17 protein-coding genes, 1 pseudogene and 1 riboswitch are annotated in these 14,153 nt (G+C 70.4%); of the genes and pseudogenes, 9 read left to right on the plus strand and 9 right to left on the minus strand.

Annotation, left to right across the window (positions count from 1 at the left end; genetic code table 11):
- Positions 1–133: 133 nt before the first annotated feature.
- Complete coding sequence (locus tag ACQPZQ_RS41155; protein WP_433289901.1) at positions 134–556, plus strand: hypothetical protein; 423 nt, start codon at positions 134–136, stop codon at positions 554–556.
- Here the strand turns inward: ACQPZQ_RS41155 and ACQPZQ_RS41160 are convergent.
- From ACQPZQ_RS41160 to ACQPZQ_RS41180, 5 genes are all read right to left on the minus strand, one after another.
- The gene (locus ACQPZQ_RS41160; RefSeq protein ID WP_433289902.1) at positions 498–1,763 is read right to left on the minus strand and encodes an MFS transporter; all 1,266 of its coding nucleotides are present in this window, start codon (positions 1,761–1,763) and stop codon (positions 498–500) included. The two genes, ACQPZQ_RS41155 and ACQPZQ_RS41160, sit on opposite strands and share 59 nt — an antisense overlap.
- Positions 1,760–2,320 carry a helix-turn-helix domain-containing protein gene (locus ACQPZQ_RS41165; RefSeq protein WP_433289903.1) on the minus strand — a complete coding sequence of 187 codons (561 nt, stop codon included), beginning with the start codon at positions 2,318–2,320 and terminating at the stop codon, positions 1,760–1,762. The genes ACQPZQ_RS41160 and ACQPZQ_RS41165 overlap by 4 nt, the downstream gene beginning before the upstream one ends.
- A gap of 116 nt (positions 2,321–2,436) precedes the next feature.
- On the minus strand, positions 2,437–3,048 hold the full coding sequence (locus ACQPZQ_RS41170) for a class F sortase (RefSeq protein ID WP_433289904.1): 612 nt from the start codon (positions 3,046–3,048) through the stop codon (positions 2,437–2,439).
- A 41-nt stretch (positions 3,049–3,089) separates the two neighbouring features.
- A complete protein-coding gene (locus ACQPZQ_RS41175; RefSeq protein WP_433289905.1) occupies positions 3,090–3,818 on the minus strand; it encodes a hypothetical protein in 729 nt (242 codons plus the stop codon).
- A 250-nt stretch (positions 3,819–4,068) separates the two neighbouring features.
- Positions 4,069–4,623, minus strand: coding sequence for an NUDIX hydrolase (locus ACQPZQ_RS41180; protein ID WP_433289906.1), 555 nt, complete (start codon positions 4,621–4,623; stop codon positions 4,069–4,071).
- A gap of 68 nt (positions 4,624–4,691) precedes the next feature.
- On the opposite strand from ACQPZQ_RS41180, the gene ACQPZQ_RS41185 reads away from it, so the two are divergent.
- On the plus strand, positions 4,692–5,384 hold the full coding sequence (locus ACQPZQ_RS41185; protein ID WP_433289907.1) for an alpha/beta hydrolase: 693 nt from the start codon (positions 4,692–4,694) through the stop codon (positions 5,382–5,384).
- A gap of 9 nt (positions 5,385–5,393) precedes the next feature.
- Here the strand turns inward: ACQPZQ_RS41185 and ACQPZQ_RS41190 are convergent, their stop codons facing one another.
- Positions 5,394–5,987 carry a helix-turn-helix domain-containing protein gene (locus ACQPZQ_RS41190; protein ID WP_433289908.1) on the minus strand — a complete coding sequence of 198 codons (594 nt, stop codon included), beginning with the start codon at positions 5,985–5,987 and terminating at the stop codon, positions 5,394–5,396.
- A 110-nt stretch (positions 5,988–6,097) separates the two neighbouring features.
- Here ACQPZQ_RS41190 and ACQPZQ_RS41195 point away from each other — a divergent pair, with 110 nt between their 5' ends.
- Positions 6,098–7,165 (plus strand): NAD(P)/FAD-dependent oxidoreductase, encoded by a 1,068-nt coding sequence (locus tag ACQPZQ_RS41195; RefSeq protein ID WP_433289909.1) that lies wholly within the window; start codon positions 6,098–6,100, stop codon positions 7,163–7,165.
- Between the two features lie 21 nt (positions 7,166–7,186).
- On the opposite strand, the gene ACQPZQ_RS41200 is transcribed toward ACQPZQ_RS41195, so the two are convergent.
- On the minus strand, positions 7,187–7,807 hold the full coding sequence (locus ACQPZQ_RS41200) for a TetR/AcrR family transcriptional regulator (RefSeq protein WP_433289910.1): 621 nt from the start codon (positions 7,805–7,807) through the stop codon (positions 7,187–7,189).
- A 145-nt stretch (positions 7,808–7,952) separates the two neighbouring features.
- Between ACQPZQ_RS41200 and ACQPZQ_RS41205 the strand changes: the two are divergent.
- From ACQPZQ_RS41205 to trpD, 6 genes and pseudogenes are all read left to right on the plus strand, one after another.
- Positions 7,953–8,216: pseudogene (locus tag ACQPZQ_RS41205) on the plus strand (SDR family NAD(P)-dependent oxidoreductase); the annotation flags it as partial.
- 192 nt (positions 8,217–8,408) lie between these two features.
- A riboswitch (Fluoride riboswitch) is annotated at positions 8,409–8,471 on the plus strand.
- A gap of 118 nt (positions 8,472–8,589) precedes the next feature.
- On the plus strand, positions 8,590–8,898 hold the full coding sequence (locus ACQPZQ_RS41210; RefSeq protein ID WP_433289911.1) for a DUF3040 domain-containing protein: 309 nt from the start codon (positions 8,590–8,592) through the stop codon (positions 8,896–8,898).
- Positions 8,899–8,907: 9 nt separating this feature from the next.
- Positions 8,908–9,420: a fluoride efflux transporter FluC gene (locus tag ACQPZQ_RS41215; protein WP_433289912.1), complete on the plus strand. Its 513-nt coding sequence runs from the start codon at positions 8,908–8,910 to the stop codon at positions 9,418–9,420.
- A 5-nt stretch (positions 9,421–9,425) separates the two neighbouring features.
- Positions 9,426–9,794 carry a fluoride efflux transporter CrcB gene (gene crcB, locus ACQPZQ_RS41220; RefSeq protein WP_433299629.1) on the plus strand — a complete coding sequence of 123 codons (369 nt, stop codon included), beginning with the start codon at positions 9,426–9,428 and terminating at the stop codon, positions 9,792–9,794.
- 128 nt (positions 9,795–9,922) lie between these two features.
- Positions 9,923–11,071 (plus strand): methyltransferase, encoded by a 1,149-nt coding sequence (locus ACQPZQ_RS41225; protein ID WP_433289913.1) that lies wholly within the window; start codon positions 9,923–9,925, stop codon positions 11,069–11,071.
- 265 nt (positions 11,072–11,336) lie between these two features.
- Positions 11,337–12,449 (plus strand): anthranilate phosphoribosyltransferase, encoded by a 1,113-nt coding sequence (trpD, locus tag ACQPZQ_RS41230; protein ID WP_433289914.1) that lies wholly within the window; start codon positions 11,337–11,339, stop codon positions 12,447–12,449.
- A gap of 11 nt (positions 12,450–12,460) precedes the next feature.
- Here trpD and ACQPZQ_RS41235 read toward each other — a convergent pair whose 3' ends face one another.
- Together ACQPZQ_RS41235 and ACQPZQ_RS41240 are read right to left on the minus strand one after the other, a co-directional pair.
- Positions 12,461–13,078, minus strand: coding sequence for a class I SAM-dependent methyltransferase (locus ACQPZQ_RS41235; RefSeq protein WP_433289915.1), 618 nt, complete (start codon positions 13,076–13,078; stop codon positions 12,461–12,463).
- Positions 13,079–13,119: 41 nt separating this feature from the next.
- Positions 13,120–14,115, minus strand: coding sequence for a methyltransferase (locus ACQPZQ_RS41240; protein ID WP_433289916.1), 996 nt, complete (start codon positions 14,113–14,115; stop codon positions 13,120–13,122).
- Positions 14,116–14,153 lie beyond the last annotated feature (38 nt).

Genomic DNA, 14,153 nt, shown 5'->3' on the forward strand with positions numbered 1-14,153 from the left:
CGAACGCGAACAGTCCGTGATCGCCGCTCGGCGCGCCTAAGCTACAACTGCCCGTGATCATCGCGAGCCGCGTAGCGATTGCAGGCGCCTCGTCGACCACCCTGATGTGGCGGCGCCGACGACAGGGACAGGCATGAGCGATCGTTCGCTCCGGAAGCGGCCCGGCCGTGCCGCTCCGCTCACCGCGGCCGCGCTGGGTGCGAGCGAGGGGTTGCTGTTGATCGGGTTCGCCACCGCGGCCATGCTGCGCAGCGGTGCCGACGACCTGGCTCCGTCGGCGATCGCCCTGATCAGCGGGCTGGTGCTGCTCTGGGGCGCCGTGGCGATGGCCCGGAGGATGCCGATCGGCCGGGTGCTGTTGTCCGTCGCGGCCGTCGCAGTCGCGGTCGGCCTGGTGATCCTGCTGGTCCTGAATCCACCGGTGTCCGGCCTGCTCGTCGACGTCGCGACCGGCGCGGTCCTCGTCGGGCTGCAGGCGGTGATCGTCGCCTGCGCGCTCAGCCGGTCGACGCTGCTGTGGATCGTGAGCGCGCCGGACCCCCGCCGTCGGCGGTGACCCGTGGCGCACCGGCGCCGAGACGCGTGGCGAGCGCGGCCGCCAGTAGATACAGCGCGGCCTGCACCTGCAGGGCGACGGTCAGGCCCGTTCCGGTGCCCGCGAGTCCTGCCAGGAGCATCCCGAGGGCCTGCACCCCGCCGAAGACCGCGAAGAAGGTGCTCATCACCCGGCCCCTGGCTTCTTCCGGGGAGTGCGTCTGAAGGAGCGCGACCAGGCCGGTCATCGCAGCCAGGCCGGGTATCCCGGCCGTGATGAAGAGGCCGACATAGACGCCGAGGGCTGTGGTCACCGCAGGCGCGTTCCACGTCAGGAGTGAGACGAGACCGAACACCGCCAGGGAGATCGCGACGAGGCGGGGAACCCCCGACCTCCTGCTCACGAGCCCGAGCAGCGCTCCACCCGCGATCGCACCGACGGCCTGCACCCCGCGAAGCAGTCCGACCTCGGTCTCGGTGCCGTGCAGGTCGCGGAACACGAAGAGCACGAACAGCACGACGAACGCGCCTTGTGCGAGCGCCATGCACGCGGTGACGCCCATCGCCCGGCGCAGGGTGGGCACCCTCGCCACGACGGCGATGCCGTCCGCCCAGTCGCGGAAGAGCCGCACCCGAGCAGACGCCGCAGGTCGGCCGGCGCCCCGGCAGCCGGGCACGAGCAATGCGGCAGCGGCGAGGAAGGTCATTGCGTCGGCGAGAAGCACCAGGTCGATGCCACCCAGTGCGAGCACGAGCCCACCGACCGGCCCGCCGACGAGCCGCGCGGCGCTGGAGAGAACGGCCATCAGCTGGTTGACGGCCATGAGGTCGCCGACGGGCACGAGCGAGGCAGCGGTCGCCGTGCGGCACGGCTCGATGATCGTTCCGAGCACCGACTCGGCAACCACGACGACGTAGACCAACCACAGGTCCGCAGCCGAGTCGACCAGGAGCAGCGGCAGCAGAAGAAGCGCCTGCAGCACGGCCACGCCGGACATCAGCCGCCAGGGATCGACGCGGTCGATGAGCACCCCCGCGAGCGGACCGACCAGCACGGTGGGCAGGAGCTCGAGGGCGAACACGGCAGCCGTGATCAGCGGCGAGCCGCTGAGCTGCAGGACGAACACCGGCAGGGCGATGAAGAGCATCCAGTCGCCTGCCTCGGACAGGAGACCGGCACCACCGAGCCTGGCAACACCCGGCGAGCGCAGCACGGCGACCGCGTTCACGGCTGCGGCTCCTGCGCGTCGGGGTTGAGGAATGCGCGCAGCGAGACGTGGACGACAGCACTCCCCGCAGGGGCATCGTCGCGGATTGACCGCACGTAGGGCCGGATCAGCTGATCGAGGGCGTCAGCAAGCGCCCGCAGCTCGTCGGGTGTGAGCTCGAGCGAGTAGCTGCTCGTGCCGGACACCTCGGTCCACTCTTCGGGCAGCAGCTCCTGCCGCGCGAGATAACGGCGGTAGAGATCGTCGCCGTACTCCGCGGACATGACCGCCAGCGCGTTCCTGGCGATGGCTCCCGCCGGACCCGGCTCGCCCGAGAAGTCGAAGCCGACCGCGGTGGCCCGCCAGGGGCGCGTACGTCCGTCCGCACTCTTCTCCGGTGCCGGCTCGACGAGCCCGACCTTCGCCAGTGCGCGCAGGTGCCACGAGCAGTTCGACGGCGTCTCGCCGATGACCTCTGCGCACTGGCTGGCAGTACGGGGCCCCGCTGCGAGCAGGTGGTTGAGCAACGCGAACCGGGCCGGAACAGCGAGGGCAGCGAGGGCCGCGTTGCTCACCACGGCACGGGAGGGTAGGTCGGGCACGGTGACCCCAATCTGAAGGAAGGGCTTCAGATTGGGGTCACCGGGGTCACGATGTCAAGCCACGACTTCAGATAGTCGGGCGGCGAGGGCGGCTAGACCTTCGCGGAGCCGACCATGCTGGCGTAGACGACGATGTTGTCGAGGTAGCTGTGCGCGGCGCGGTCGAAGTCGCCGCCGCACGTGATCAGCCGCAGGCCGGAGTAGGGGATGTCTCCGTACACCGCTTTGGTCGGGAACCGGTCCTTCGGGTACCTGTCCACCCGGTCCACGCGGAACAGCACCGTCGCACCGTCTCGCCGCACGACGGCGACCTGATCACCGGGCTTGAGCTCGTGCAGCTTCGCGAACACGCCGGCATCGCCGGACCAGTTGACGTGCCCGGCGATGATCGCCGGACCGATCTCGCCGGGCGTCGGCGCTCCCGTGTACCAGCCGGCGGGATAGGCCTCCGGCGGCGTCTCCATCGTCCCGTCGCGGTTCAGGCCGAGATCCATCAGGTCGGACTTCACTCCGAGGATGGGGATCTCGAGCCGCACCGGCTCGGAGTGCGCCAGGGGCGCAACCGTTGACCCTCCCGCAGGAGCAGGGGCCCCGGGCGCAGGAACACTCAACGGCGGTTGATCCAGCTCCGGCTCCAGCCCGCACGCGACCAGACCGAGGCTGAACACGGCGCAGACCGTTGCCACCCCCGTCAGGACCCTCACCAGGATCCGACGGGGGCGCCGGCGTACGAGACGGTGGCGCATCAGGCCTCGTGACGTCCCATGCGCCGGCGGGACGAGCGGCGCGCGGTCACGGCGGCCGCTCCACCCATACCGGCCAGAGCGAGGGCACCGATCACATAGCCGGCGGGCGACGTGGTCCCGTCACCGGCCGCGACACCACCGACCGGGGTGCTCAACACCTGCGGGGCCGGGCCGGAGTTGTTGTCGTCGTTGTCGTTGGGGTCGCCGCCGTCGTCCTTGTTGTAGTCCTTCTTGTAGTCCTTGCTCAATTCCTTGTTGTCGGCGTCGTCGTTGCTCTCGTTGTCGCCGTTGGCTTCGTAGGACTTGTCGTAATCCCCGTCGTCCTCGGAGTTCTTGTTCTCGTCGTCGTTCACGAGGCCCGCGTTGTATATCTTGACGCTGCCGTTCTCGTCGGCCTTCGCCTCGTCGTCGACGTGGGAGATCGGCAGACCGAGGACCGGAGCCACGGGGCCTAGGTTGACCTGCGGCAATGGGAGCTGCGGCACCGGGAGTTGTGGCACGAGGGCACCCAGCGGACCGAGCGGCGCGGGAGCGGGCGCAGCGCCCCCACCAGGCGGTGCGGGCTCGGCCTGCTGCGCGACCGCCGCCGAGGACGCGGTGGCCGACGACGTAGAGGCTGTCGCCGCTCCCACCATCACCACCATGGCGGTGGCGGCCCCGGCTGCGAGTGCCGCCCCGAGCCAGGGCCGTAAGGCCTTCGTACGAGCCGACCTGTGTGCCGATGCCACGAGTTTCTCCCTTTTCGGTGAACGCCCGGACTGATCCCGAAAAGCTCGGACATGCCGGGAAACTGAGTTGGCTCCTCAGCGAGGTACAACGAACCCGGCGGCGTGAAGAAACGGCGCGGAGCAACGATTACCGGTGTTTCACCCGAGCGTTCACAAATACCCGTTCGAGGGAAGATCAATTCTGGATCGCGGCCACAGTGCGTGAACATTTCGCGGTGCGGTGGCGCCCGGTCGCCCGACCGGGGCCGGGTCAGCCGGCGAGCAGCCCCTCGACGCGCGCCAGCATCTCCCGGACGTTCGGCTCGGTGGCCTCGTGCGCCTGCGCCACGGTGAGCCAGCGCAGCGGGGCGTTCGGCTTCTCCGGGCGAACCGCACCGGGTTCCGCGGTGGCCAGCACGAAGCGCAGGTCGGAATGCTCGTGCGCAGGTTCGTCGCCCTTGGCGTTGACCGGAACGATCGCCACCTGCACGAGGCTCGCGTCCGGCCACGGAACCAGGTCGTGCAGGCCCGTCTCCTCGCCTCCCTCGCGCAGCGCGACCTGCATCGGATCGATCTCCCCCGGATCGCCGTGGCCGCCGACCTGCAACCAAGCTCGCTGCCGCTGGTGCCAGCGCAGCAGGACCCGGCGGCTCTTCGGGTGCACGATCATGGCCGACGCGGTGACGTGCAGCGGGATCGACCGCAGCCAGGGATCCTCCGCCGTCTCCAGCAGCTCACGAGTTCTGGCCACGTCGGCGGCCTCAGCCGGGTTCCGCGGCCGGAACTGCGCGAGGAGGTCGAGACTGGCTTGCCGGGAGGTGGACACGAGCCCACCCTACGAGCGCGGTGAGGAGCGTCACGGCCGAATCCCCGGCGCGTACATATGCTCCGCGGATGCCCCAACCCACGATCGTCTTCGTCCACGGCGCCTTCCACGGACCCTGGGCCTGGGACGCGGTGATCCGTGAGCTGCCCGATCTGCCGACGAGGACGGTGGCACTTCCGTCGTCAGGCCACGACCCCGCCACGCTCGGCGACATGTACAGCGATGCGGCGGCGATCCGGGAGGCGGTCACGGCGATCGAGGCTCCGGTCCTGGTCATGGCGCACTCCTACGGCGGCGTCCCGGCGACCGAGGGCCTCGCCGGCCTCGCGCAGGTCTCCCGTCTGGTCTACCTGGCCTCTTTCCAACTCGACGTCGGCGACTCACTCTTCAGCGCCGCCGGCGGCAAGAACGTCGATTGGTGGGACGTGCACGAGGCCGAGGGCTACTTCGACGCGCTGCGTCCTGAGGAGGTGTTCTTCGCCGACGTCGACGAGGCAGCGACACAGGCGGCTGTCGCACGGCTGGGCCACCAGTCCTGGCCGGCGATCACCCAGCCCCTCACGCGCGCGGCATGGCACGCGATCCCGAGCACCTACGTGGTGTGCGAGAACGACGTCGCCATCCCCCTGCCCGCCCAGGAGGCGATGGCGCAGCGGTCCGAACGGGTGTTGCGGCTGCAGACCTCGCACTCGCCGTTCCTGTCCCGCCCCGCGGACGTGGCATCGATCCTGCGCGCCGAGGTCGCCTCGATCACGGCCTGACGCCACGTCTCACCTACCGGTCGGACGCGCCCGGATGTGAAGACGTTCCCCCTGCGGGCCGAAGAGACTGAGCAGCTCCGCCGGCTCCCGACCGGGATTGCCGAACCAGTGCGGGATGTGGGTGTCGAACTCGGCGACCTCGCCGGGCGTGAGGATCACGTCGTGCTCGCCGAGGATCAGGCGCAACCGCCCGGAGAGGACGTAGAGCCACTCGTAGCCCTCGTGGACCCGCGGGTCGGGCTCGCAGTCGGGCCAGTTCGGCGGCATGACCTGTTTGAACGCCTGCAGGCCGCCCGGGCGCCTGCTGAGCGGGATGAAGGTGGAGCCCCACCGCTGGAACGAGCGCAGCTGCACACGGGGGTCTCCGGTGGGCGGCGCGTCCACGAGCTCGTCCAGCGACACCTGATGGGCCCTGGCCAGGGGCAGCAACAGCTCCAGTGTCGGACGGCGCTGCCCGGACTCCAGCCGTGACAGCGTGCTGATCGAGATGCCGGTGGACTCCGACAGCTCGGTCAGTGTGGCCCCGCGCTGCTGACGCAAGGTCCGCAGCCGCGGCCCGACGGCGTGCAGGACGTGGTCCAACCCAGCGGTGTCCTCGCGCACCCGCCCCAGTTTGCCATACCTGCAAAGGAACTTGTCGGATCCGCATCCCCGTCACAGAGTTCCGACGAGGTGGCCACCGTCGGCCGCCCGGACGTGGGAAGGGATCGCAGGTGGACAAGAACTATGACGTCGTGGTGGTCGGGGGTGGCGCCGCGGGACTCAACGGCGCGCTGACCCTGGCGCGGGCCCGGCGCTCGGTACTGGTGGTCGACGAAGGCAGGCCACGAAACGCCCTGGCCGACGGCGTACACAACTATCTCGGCCGCGACGGAACACCGCCCGCGGACCTGACGGCCGCCGGGCGGGCGGAGGTGGCCGGGTACGGCGGGACGGTCATCCCCGGTCGCGTGATCGCCGCCCACCGGCCGTCCGACGGCGAGGGCTTCGAGCTCACCCTCGACAACGGCACGCAGGTGACATCGCGACGGCTGCTGGTGACCACCGGCCTCGTCGACGAGCTGCCCGACGTTCCGGGGCTCGCGCAGCGCTGGGGCCGCGACGTGCTGCACTGCCCCTACTGCCACGGCTGGGAGGTTCGCGACCAGGCGATCGGCGTGCTCGCGACAGGCCCGGCGGGGCCACACCAGGCGGAGCTGCTCCGGCAGTGGAGCCCGGACGTGACGCTGTTCCTGCACACCGCGCCCGATCTCGACCGCGAGCAGTGGACCCGGCTCGCTGCCCGCGGTATCGCCGTGGTGGACGGTGAGGTCACCGCGGTGGAGGTCGCCGACGACCGGATCACCGGCCTGCGCCTGCACACCGGCCGGGTCGTTCCTCGTCAGGCCGTTGTCGTCGCCCCCCGCTTCGTCGCCCGCGCTGAGCTGCTCACCACCCTCGGCCTGCAGACCGTGGAGCAGAAGTTCGGCGACCATGTCCTGGGCACCGTGGTGCCGGCCGACCGCACCGGGGCCACGGCAGTGGACGGGGTGTGGGTGGCCGGCAACGTCGCCGACCTGCAGGCGGGAGTGATCAACGCCGCCGCGGCCGGTTACAGCGCAGCCGTCGCGATCAACGCCGACCTCGTCGCCGACGACGTCCGCCTCGCCATGACGGGCCACGCCCGCCGCGAGGGGGTCGACGACCGCGGTGTCGGAGCAACGACGGCGGAGCCGTTCTCCGCGCTCGTGGAGGCCGGGGTGAGTGAACGCGTTCTCGGGGTTCGCCGCCACGGACTCTGACGGCGAGGACCCCGGGGACGCTCAGCGCGCGGCGGCTGCGGTCTGGTCCGGCTGTGCGGCGCGGGCCGCCGGCGCCCCGTAGCGCAGGCCGTCCATGAGCAGGTCGAGGAGACGCCCGGCCTGTTCACGCCGAGCCGGATCGCCGGCCGACAGGGCGACGCCCCCGACGCCGATCAGCACGTCGTCCGGCTTCACGTCGGACCGGATCTCGCCGGTTGCGGCGGCGGCCGACAGCAACTGCTCGATCGCGGCGTTCAGCCGCTCGCGGCTGTGGGCATAGGGGTTGGCACCCGAGGCGATCACCGCGCGGAGCGCATCGGCCATGCCGATCTTCGCGGTCATGTAGTCGATGAAGCGGTCCATCCAGGCGCGGGTGGCCTCCACCGGCGGGAGCGATTCCAGCAGATCGGACGCCGCGTCGCAGACGGCAGCCAGCTCGTTGCGGTAGGCGGCCTCGATGAGCGCTTCGCGCGTGGGGAAATGGCGGTAGAGCGTGCCGATCCCCACTCCGGCGTCCTTGGCGATCGCGTCCAGCGACGCGTCGAGCCCCTTCTCGGAGAACGCGCGCACCGCGGACGCGAGCAGCAGATCGCGATTGCGTCGGGCGTCCGCGCGAAGGGGCCGTCCGGCGGGGTCGTCCACGTGCTCCTCCTCCTGCAGCCTGCCGAAGTGAGGCCGCACACACTCATTGCCAAGTGGAGGATCATCCGGCTGGGTCTGAAGACCGGAGCTTCCTCCATTTCAGGCTAGCGCGTCGACCGTCGCCGCGCTTCAGAACAGGACAATCATGACGGTTACGACTCGGATCGCCACCCCGTTCGGTCGCGAAACCACCGCACAGGACGTCCTCCACGGAGTCGACCTCACCGGCAAGCGGGCCGTGGTCACGGGCGGCGCCTCCGGGGTCGGCAGAGAGACCGCCCGTGCGCTGGCCGCGGCCGGGGCCGAGGTGACTCTCGCCGTGCGCAACATCGAAGCAGGCGAAAGCGTAGCTGCCGAGATCGTCGCCGGTACCGGCAACGCCGACGTCGCAGCGGCCCCTCTCGACCTCGCCTACGACCCGGCGCGAGCCGCCCAGAACCCTGACACCTTGGGTGTCTCGTCCTATGCACTCGACCTCGACCTCGCCGGCCGCCTCTGGGACGTCTCGCGGGAGGTGGTCGAAGGCTGAATTCCGGGCAGGGGCGGACGTCCTGCTCGTCGCCGCTCTCTACGCACTGTCGAGCGAACGGGTAGTCTGGGATCGCACACAGGTGATGGGGCTCGCCTACAACCGCCCGGCTGGGCTGATGGCTCCTACCGACAGGGCTGTTCTGTGGGTAGGAGGTGGTGATGTCAGCCCTATCCGTTTCTACTGCCGCTATGAGTTGCGGCTGTCGTCAACTCCATCCGTACCGGTGGAGTCATCATGAACGGCGACGTCGATGAACCGGCGGGAGCGGCGCGCACTGCGCGCGATCGCGCGGAGGCTCGCACAGGAGGACCCATCGCTGGCCCGACGACTGCACCACGGGGCACCTCCGGCGCCCGCCACGGTGCTCGACCGGATCGCCTGGACGTACTTCGCGGTGTCGATCACCCTCATGGCGTCCGGGTTCGTGCTCGACGACACCAGCCTGCTGAGGGGTGCGACGTTGCTGCTCGCCGTGTTCCCGCCGCTGATCCTCGTTCTGGCGGCGGCGTTCCGGGTCACCTCCCACGACCAGTACATGGCTCGCCGGCTACGGGATTGAGCGGGTGCGATGAGCGCCGACGTTCCCCACGACCCTGAGCCCGCGAGCGGCATCGACCCGGACGTCGATATCGGCATACCGGCGCAGCGACGCGAACTCGCGGGGCATCCGCTGGACGTGCTGGGAGCGATCGCCGTCGGCGGCGTGATCGGTGCCGAAGCGCGCTACGGAATCGGGCTGGCGTGGCCGCACGGGCCCAGCGGATGGCCGTGGGCGACGCTGCTGATCAACCTCTCCGGTTGCCTGCTGATCGGCGTGCTGATGGTGGTCATCACCGAGCTCGTCGAGCCGCATCGCCTCGCTCGCCCGTTCCTCGGGGTCGGGATCCTGGGCGGCTACACCACGTTCTCCACCTACACGGTCGACGCCATCTCACTCGCTGACGGCGCCCGGCCCGGTCTGGCGGTGGCCTACCTCGTCATCACTCCGGTCCTCGCGGTGCTCGCATGCGCACTCGGCGCGGGCGCGACCCGGCTGGCCGCCCGCCTTGCGGGCGTGCCGCGCCCCGGAAGCGGGGGGTGACGGCGATGGAGGTGTTGTGGGTGGCACTTGGTGCGGCGATCGGGGCGCCGCTGCGATACGTCGTCGACCGCACGGTGCAGACCCGCCACCGGACACGGTTCCCGTGGGGGACCTTCACCGTCAACATGATCGGTTCGTTCGTGCTGGGCGCGCTGGTCGGAGCCAGCGGCGCGCTCCCCCCGGCGCTGGAGACGGCCGCCACGGTCGGGTTCTGCGGTGCATTGACCACGTACAGCACCTTCAGCTACGAAGCGTTCGCCCTGCTGGAGGTCCGGGCCCGCGGGGTCGCCGTCGCCTACGTGGCAGGCAGCGTCGTCGCCGGGCTGGGCCTGGCCGTGCTGGCCTGGTGGGCCGCGCGCGCGCTGGTGTCGTGAGGGAGATCGGCATTCGCAATCTCCGTTGACGGGGATTCCCCTTCCGGGTCTTCTGATCGGCGGAGTGCCGTGAATTCGGGAACCGCCCGATACGATGCCGGTCCGCTTGGACTCGCGGGAGTCCTCCCATGCTCGACACGTCGTCACACGATCAGATCCTGAGCTGGCGAGAGCACGGCACGAATATGCGTGCGCGCTGGCTCACTGCCGACGGCCATCGACCGCCATGCCGCGTGATCGTCGTCGGCGACGATCTCAGCGCCGACAAGGCCTGCCGGATGGCGGCGGAGGGAACGGGCCTGCTGTGGCGAGGTGATTACCACAACGCCCGCCACTTGCTTGCCGCAATGCGACGACGTATCGATCGCTCCTCGCGGAGACGCGAGCTGGCGCCCGCCGAGGAGTTCCGCCGTCAACGCCAGGACCGGGCAAGGCAGTCGCGGCTGCTGGGAGCGGTGCTCGTTCAGCTGGGCCCTGGATTTGTGCTCGACCTGCGGCGGGCCCCGTCGATCGACCGGGCATGCCAGGAGGTCTACGGCGACCTTGCATCGGAGGCGGTGGTGTCGCTGCAGGAACTGGCGGGCGTGCTCGGGGCACACGAATGGCGTCGCACAGGCATCGAGATCCCTGCTCTCGGGGCCCGCATTCATCCGCATTACGGGGTCTTCGCGCCGACGCGCACAGACTATCTGGATCTTGTCGCTGAGGCCCCACTCCCGCCCGCCCGGACGGCGTTCGACATCGGCACCGGCACCGGCGTGCTCGCCGCGATTCTCCTGAGTCGCGGAATCCCCCGGGTGATCGCGACGGATATCGAAGACCGCGCGGTGGCGTGCGCCCGCGACAATCTCGATCGGCTGGGATACGCCGAGCGGGCAACGGTCATCCGCCACGACCTGTTTCCGGCCGGTCGCGCAGACCTGGTCGTGTGCAACCCACCCTGGGTGCCCGGCACTCCGACCTCGGCACTCGATGCCGGGGTGTTCGACCGGGGAAATGCGATGCTGGCCGGGTTCCTGCGGCAGTTGCCTGACCACCTCACGTCGCACGGCGAAGGCTGGCTCCTGCTCTCCGACCTTCCGGAGCAGCTCGGGCTGCGAGATCCGGACCTGCTCCGCAGAAGCGCCACCGCGGCCGGGTTGGTCATCCGCGGCCGACGTGCCGCGACGAGCGCCACCCGGACCACCACTCGCCGACCTGATCCTCTCGCGGCGATCAGGTCCCGCGAGACGATCAGCCTGTGGACGTTCGGCTGCCCCTCGCAGGGCCGGACGTAGCTTGATCGGCCGCGACAGAGCCCGCGGTGAACCCTGCCTCGTGATCTAAACCGTTGCCGTGCCGGCGGTGAGGGTGCTCTGATGTGCGGGTGATGTCGTCCGTGCAGCTCTGGTGGTGGTCGCCTTCCTGGCGACCGTGAGCCTGCACCGTTCTCGGCCGCCCGCACGAGCGGCCGAGCAGAACGACACCCCGCCTTCCTGATCGCGGGTCCCGGCGCTCCACGCGAGGCGGCCGGTATCCAGAAGATCCGGAAGGACCACCCCGATGTCCCGCTCCGCACCGCCCGCACCGCAGATTCCCCGTCCCGCCCGGGCGGTCACGGGCTTGTGGCCGACCGTGCTCGCTGCTCTGCTCCGCGGCGAGGATCTACCGGCGCCGCTCACGGAGCAGGTGATGGACGAGATCGTCTCCGACAGGGCCACACCGGCCCAGATCGCCGCCTTCGCGGTACTGCTGCGGGCCAAGGGAGAGACGGCCGGCGAGATCGCCGGGCTGGTGGCCTCGCTGATGCGCAACGCTGCCCCGGTACTGCTCCCGGGAGCGGCGGTGGACATCGTGGGCACCGGTGGCGACGGAGCCGACACCGTGAACATCTCGACGATGGCGGCGCTGGTGGTGGCCGGCACCGGGCGACGCGTGATCAAGCACGGGGCACGCAGTTCCTCGTCAGCATGCGGTGCCGCCGACGTCCTCGAGGAGCTGGGCGTTCGGATCGACCTGCGGGCGGACGAAGTGGCCAGGACGGTCGCAGCCTGTGGGATCGGCTTCTGCTTCGCCCCGGCCTTCCAGCCCGGGCTTCGCCACACCGCCGTACCGCGCCGACAGATCGGTGTCCCCACGGTGTTCAACCTCCTCGGGCCCTTGATCAACCCGGCTCGCCCGCCTGCCTCGCTGGTCGGTTGCGCCGATCTCGCGAAGGCCCCGCTGCTGGCGCAGGTGTTCGCCGACCGCGGCGTCACCGCGCTCGTCGTGCGTGGTGACGACGGCCTCGACGAGCTCACGACGACGACCACCTCGACGATGTGGATCGCAGGCGACTCGCGTGTGGAGCAACTGCACATCGATCCGGCGGTGCTGGGCGTTCCCCCCGCTCCCGTCGGCGCGCTTCGCGGAGGCGATCAGGTCCACAACGCGTCGGTCGTCCGCCACGTCCTCGCCGGGGAGCGCGGACCGGTCCGCAATGCGGCGCTGATCAACGCCGCCGCCGCGATCGTCGCCCATGACGTGGCCAACCGTCCACTGTCGCCCGCCGCGATCCTTGGCGCCCTCCCGGAGGCTCTCGACCTCGCAGCTCGATCCATCGACTCCGGCGCCGCGGCCCGCACCCTGCAGAACTGGATCCAGGCCGGCGCCGCCGATGAGCGATCGAGCACCTGACGCGGGGAGCGTCACCCTCTGCGAGCCATCACCATCTGGTGTCCGCTGCTCCCTTCGGGCACGAACTCGTCACGCTCGATGATCAGTCCCGCCGAGGTCAGCCAGTGGCGGTAGGTCTCCGCCCCTGGGTGGCTCCACCACATGCGCTCACCCCCGCCGAGCCAGTCCTCCTCCTCGCCGGTCCAGGCCGTGGCGCCGACGGTCGCAAGAAGGACGCCGCCGGGCTTCAGCCATGTGCCGAGATTCCTGATGAGCGCTTCCTGCTCACCGTGTGGCAGGTGGATCAGCATGTACAGACAGACGATCGCGTCGAAGGAGCCCGGGGCGACGGAGAAGCTCGCTGCATCGGCCTGGATGAACCGCGCGGCGGGAACGAGCCGTCGGGCGCGTTCGACCTGGACCGCGCTGATGTCGACCCCGAGGACGTCGTGCCCGAGATCGGCGAGCGTCCGCGAGATGGGCACGCCGCAGCCGCAGCCGAGATCGAGGACGGACGCGATGGGCGGCAACCAGGCACGGAGGTCGGCGAGCCAGGCCGTGTACGCGGGCGGCTCGTCGTCATCCGCCCGGTAGCGCTCGGAGACGGCGTCGTATCCCCGGCGGACGATCTCCTTCGGTTCGCTCGGCACGTCGGCGGCTCCAGCAGGCGGCCTCGTCTCCTGGCGGCCTGTCATGTCGCGGAAGCGAACTCGAGCAGGGTGCGTCCATCTGCGACCGGCGTGGTCGATGCGAGCCTCAGGTCATGGTCGGCGGCCAGCTCGGAGAGTTCCTCGATGCTCCGTTCACGGCCACCGAAGAAGACGAGCATCGACAGATCGATGGCCGTGTCAGCGCCGTGCCCGCGGACGGGCTCGATGACCAGGACGACCCCGTCGGATCCTGCGGCCTGAGCGCAACGACCCAAGATCCGGTGAGCGTGCTCGTCGTCCCAGTCGTGGAGGATGTCCGAGAGGATGTAGGCGTCGGCGCCCTCCGGAAGGGGCTCGAAGAAGCTGCCGGCGATCGCCCGGGCGCGACCGTCGAGCCCGGCGGCGATGAACTCCTTCGTGGCCTGCGCTGCGGTGAGGGCGAGATCGACCAGCCTTCCGCGAACGGCCGGATGCTCACGGAGGATGGCGCTGAGGACGGTGCCCTGTCCGCCGCCGACGTCGACGATGGTGCCGAAGCGGCTCCAGTCGAACCGGCGGGCGATTGCCGGGGCGTGCTCCCGGAATCGGCGGGTCATCTTGGCGTCGAAGGACCGCTGCAACGCGGGGGTCGTCGCGGCGTCGGCCCAGAAGTCCTTTCCGTAGCGCTCCGGGTAGCCGGCCCGCCCGGTCTCGACGGTGTGGCGGAGTTCCACGAACGCCAGTTCTGCGCGTCCGATGGCGGAAGTGATGTCGAGTTCGTCGAGCAGCCCGTTGTCGGCGTCTTCCCGCAGGTGGTCGCCGAGTGCGGTGGTCCGGTAGCGATCGTCCGTGAGATCGAGGACGCCCACCGTCACGAGGTGGTCCAGTAACCGGGCCATGGCTGCCCGGTCGGTCTCGGTCTGCGCAGCGAGGTCCGCGGCGGCGGCGCCGTCGATGCTCAGGCGGTCGACCAGGCGCAATGTGACAGCGACCCGCAACGCCATCGGTGTCGCCAACCCCGCCATCCCGCGCAGCTTCCGGATCTCCACGTCGTCCATGAGGGTGGACGCTCCCCGAGATCGGGCCGCGCCGTCCA

Origin of the sequence: Pseudonocardia sp. CA-142604 (assembly GCF_050948475.1) — a bacterium.
Classification (GTDB): domain Bacteria; phylum Actinomycetota; class Actinomycetes; order Mycobacteriales; family Pseudonocardiaceae; genus Pseudonocardia; species Pseudonocardia alaniniphila.

Bases quoted from the DNA above. Each gene is read 5' to 3' on its own strand.
- ACQPZQ_RS41240 (WP_433289916.1), bottom strand. From the start codon at position 14,115: ATGGACGACGTGGAGATCCGGAAGCTGCGCGGGATGGCGGGGTTGGCG.
- ACQPZQ_RS41210 (WP_433289911.1), top strand. From the start codon at position 8,590: ATGAACCGGCGGGAGCGGCGCGCACTGCGCGCGATCGCGCGGAGGCTC.
- ACQPZQ_RS41225 (WP_433289913.1), top strand. From the start codon at position 9,923: ATGCTCGACACGTCGTCACACGATCAGATCCTGAGCTGGCGAGAGCAC.
- ACQPZQ_RS41155 (WP_433289901.1), top strand. From the start codon at position 134: ATGAGCGATCGTTCGCTCCGGAAGCGGCCCGGCCGTGCCGCTCCGCTC.
- ACQPZQ_RS41185 (WP_433289907.1), top strand. From the start codon at position 4,692: ATGCCCCAACCCACGATCGTCTTCGTCCACGGCGCCTTCCACGGACCC.
- trpD (WP_433289914.1), top strand. From the start codon at position 11,337: ATGTCCCGCTCCGCACCGCCCGCACCGCAGATTCCCCGTCCCGCCCGG.
- crcB (WP_433299629.1), top strand. From the start codon at position 9,426: ATGGAGGTGTTGTGGGTGGCACTTGGTGCGGCGATCGGGGCGCCGCTG.
- ACQPZQ_RS41215 (WP_433289912.1), top strand. From the start codon at position 8,908: ATGAGCGCCGACGTTCCCCACGACCCTGAGCCCGCGAGCGGCATCGAC.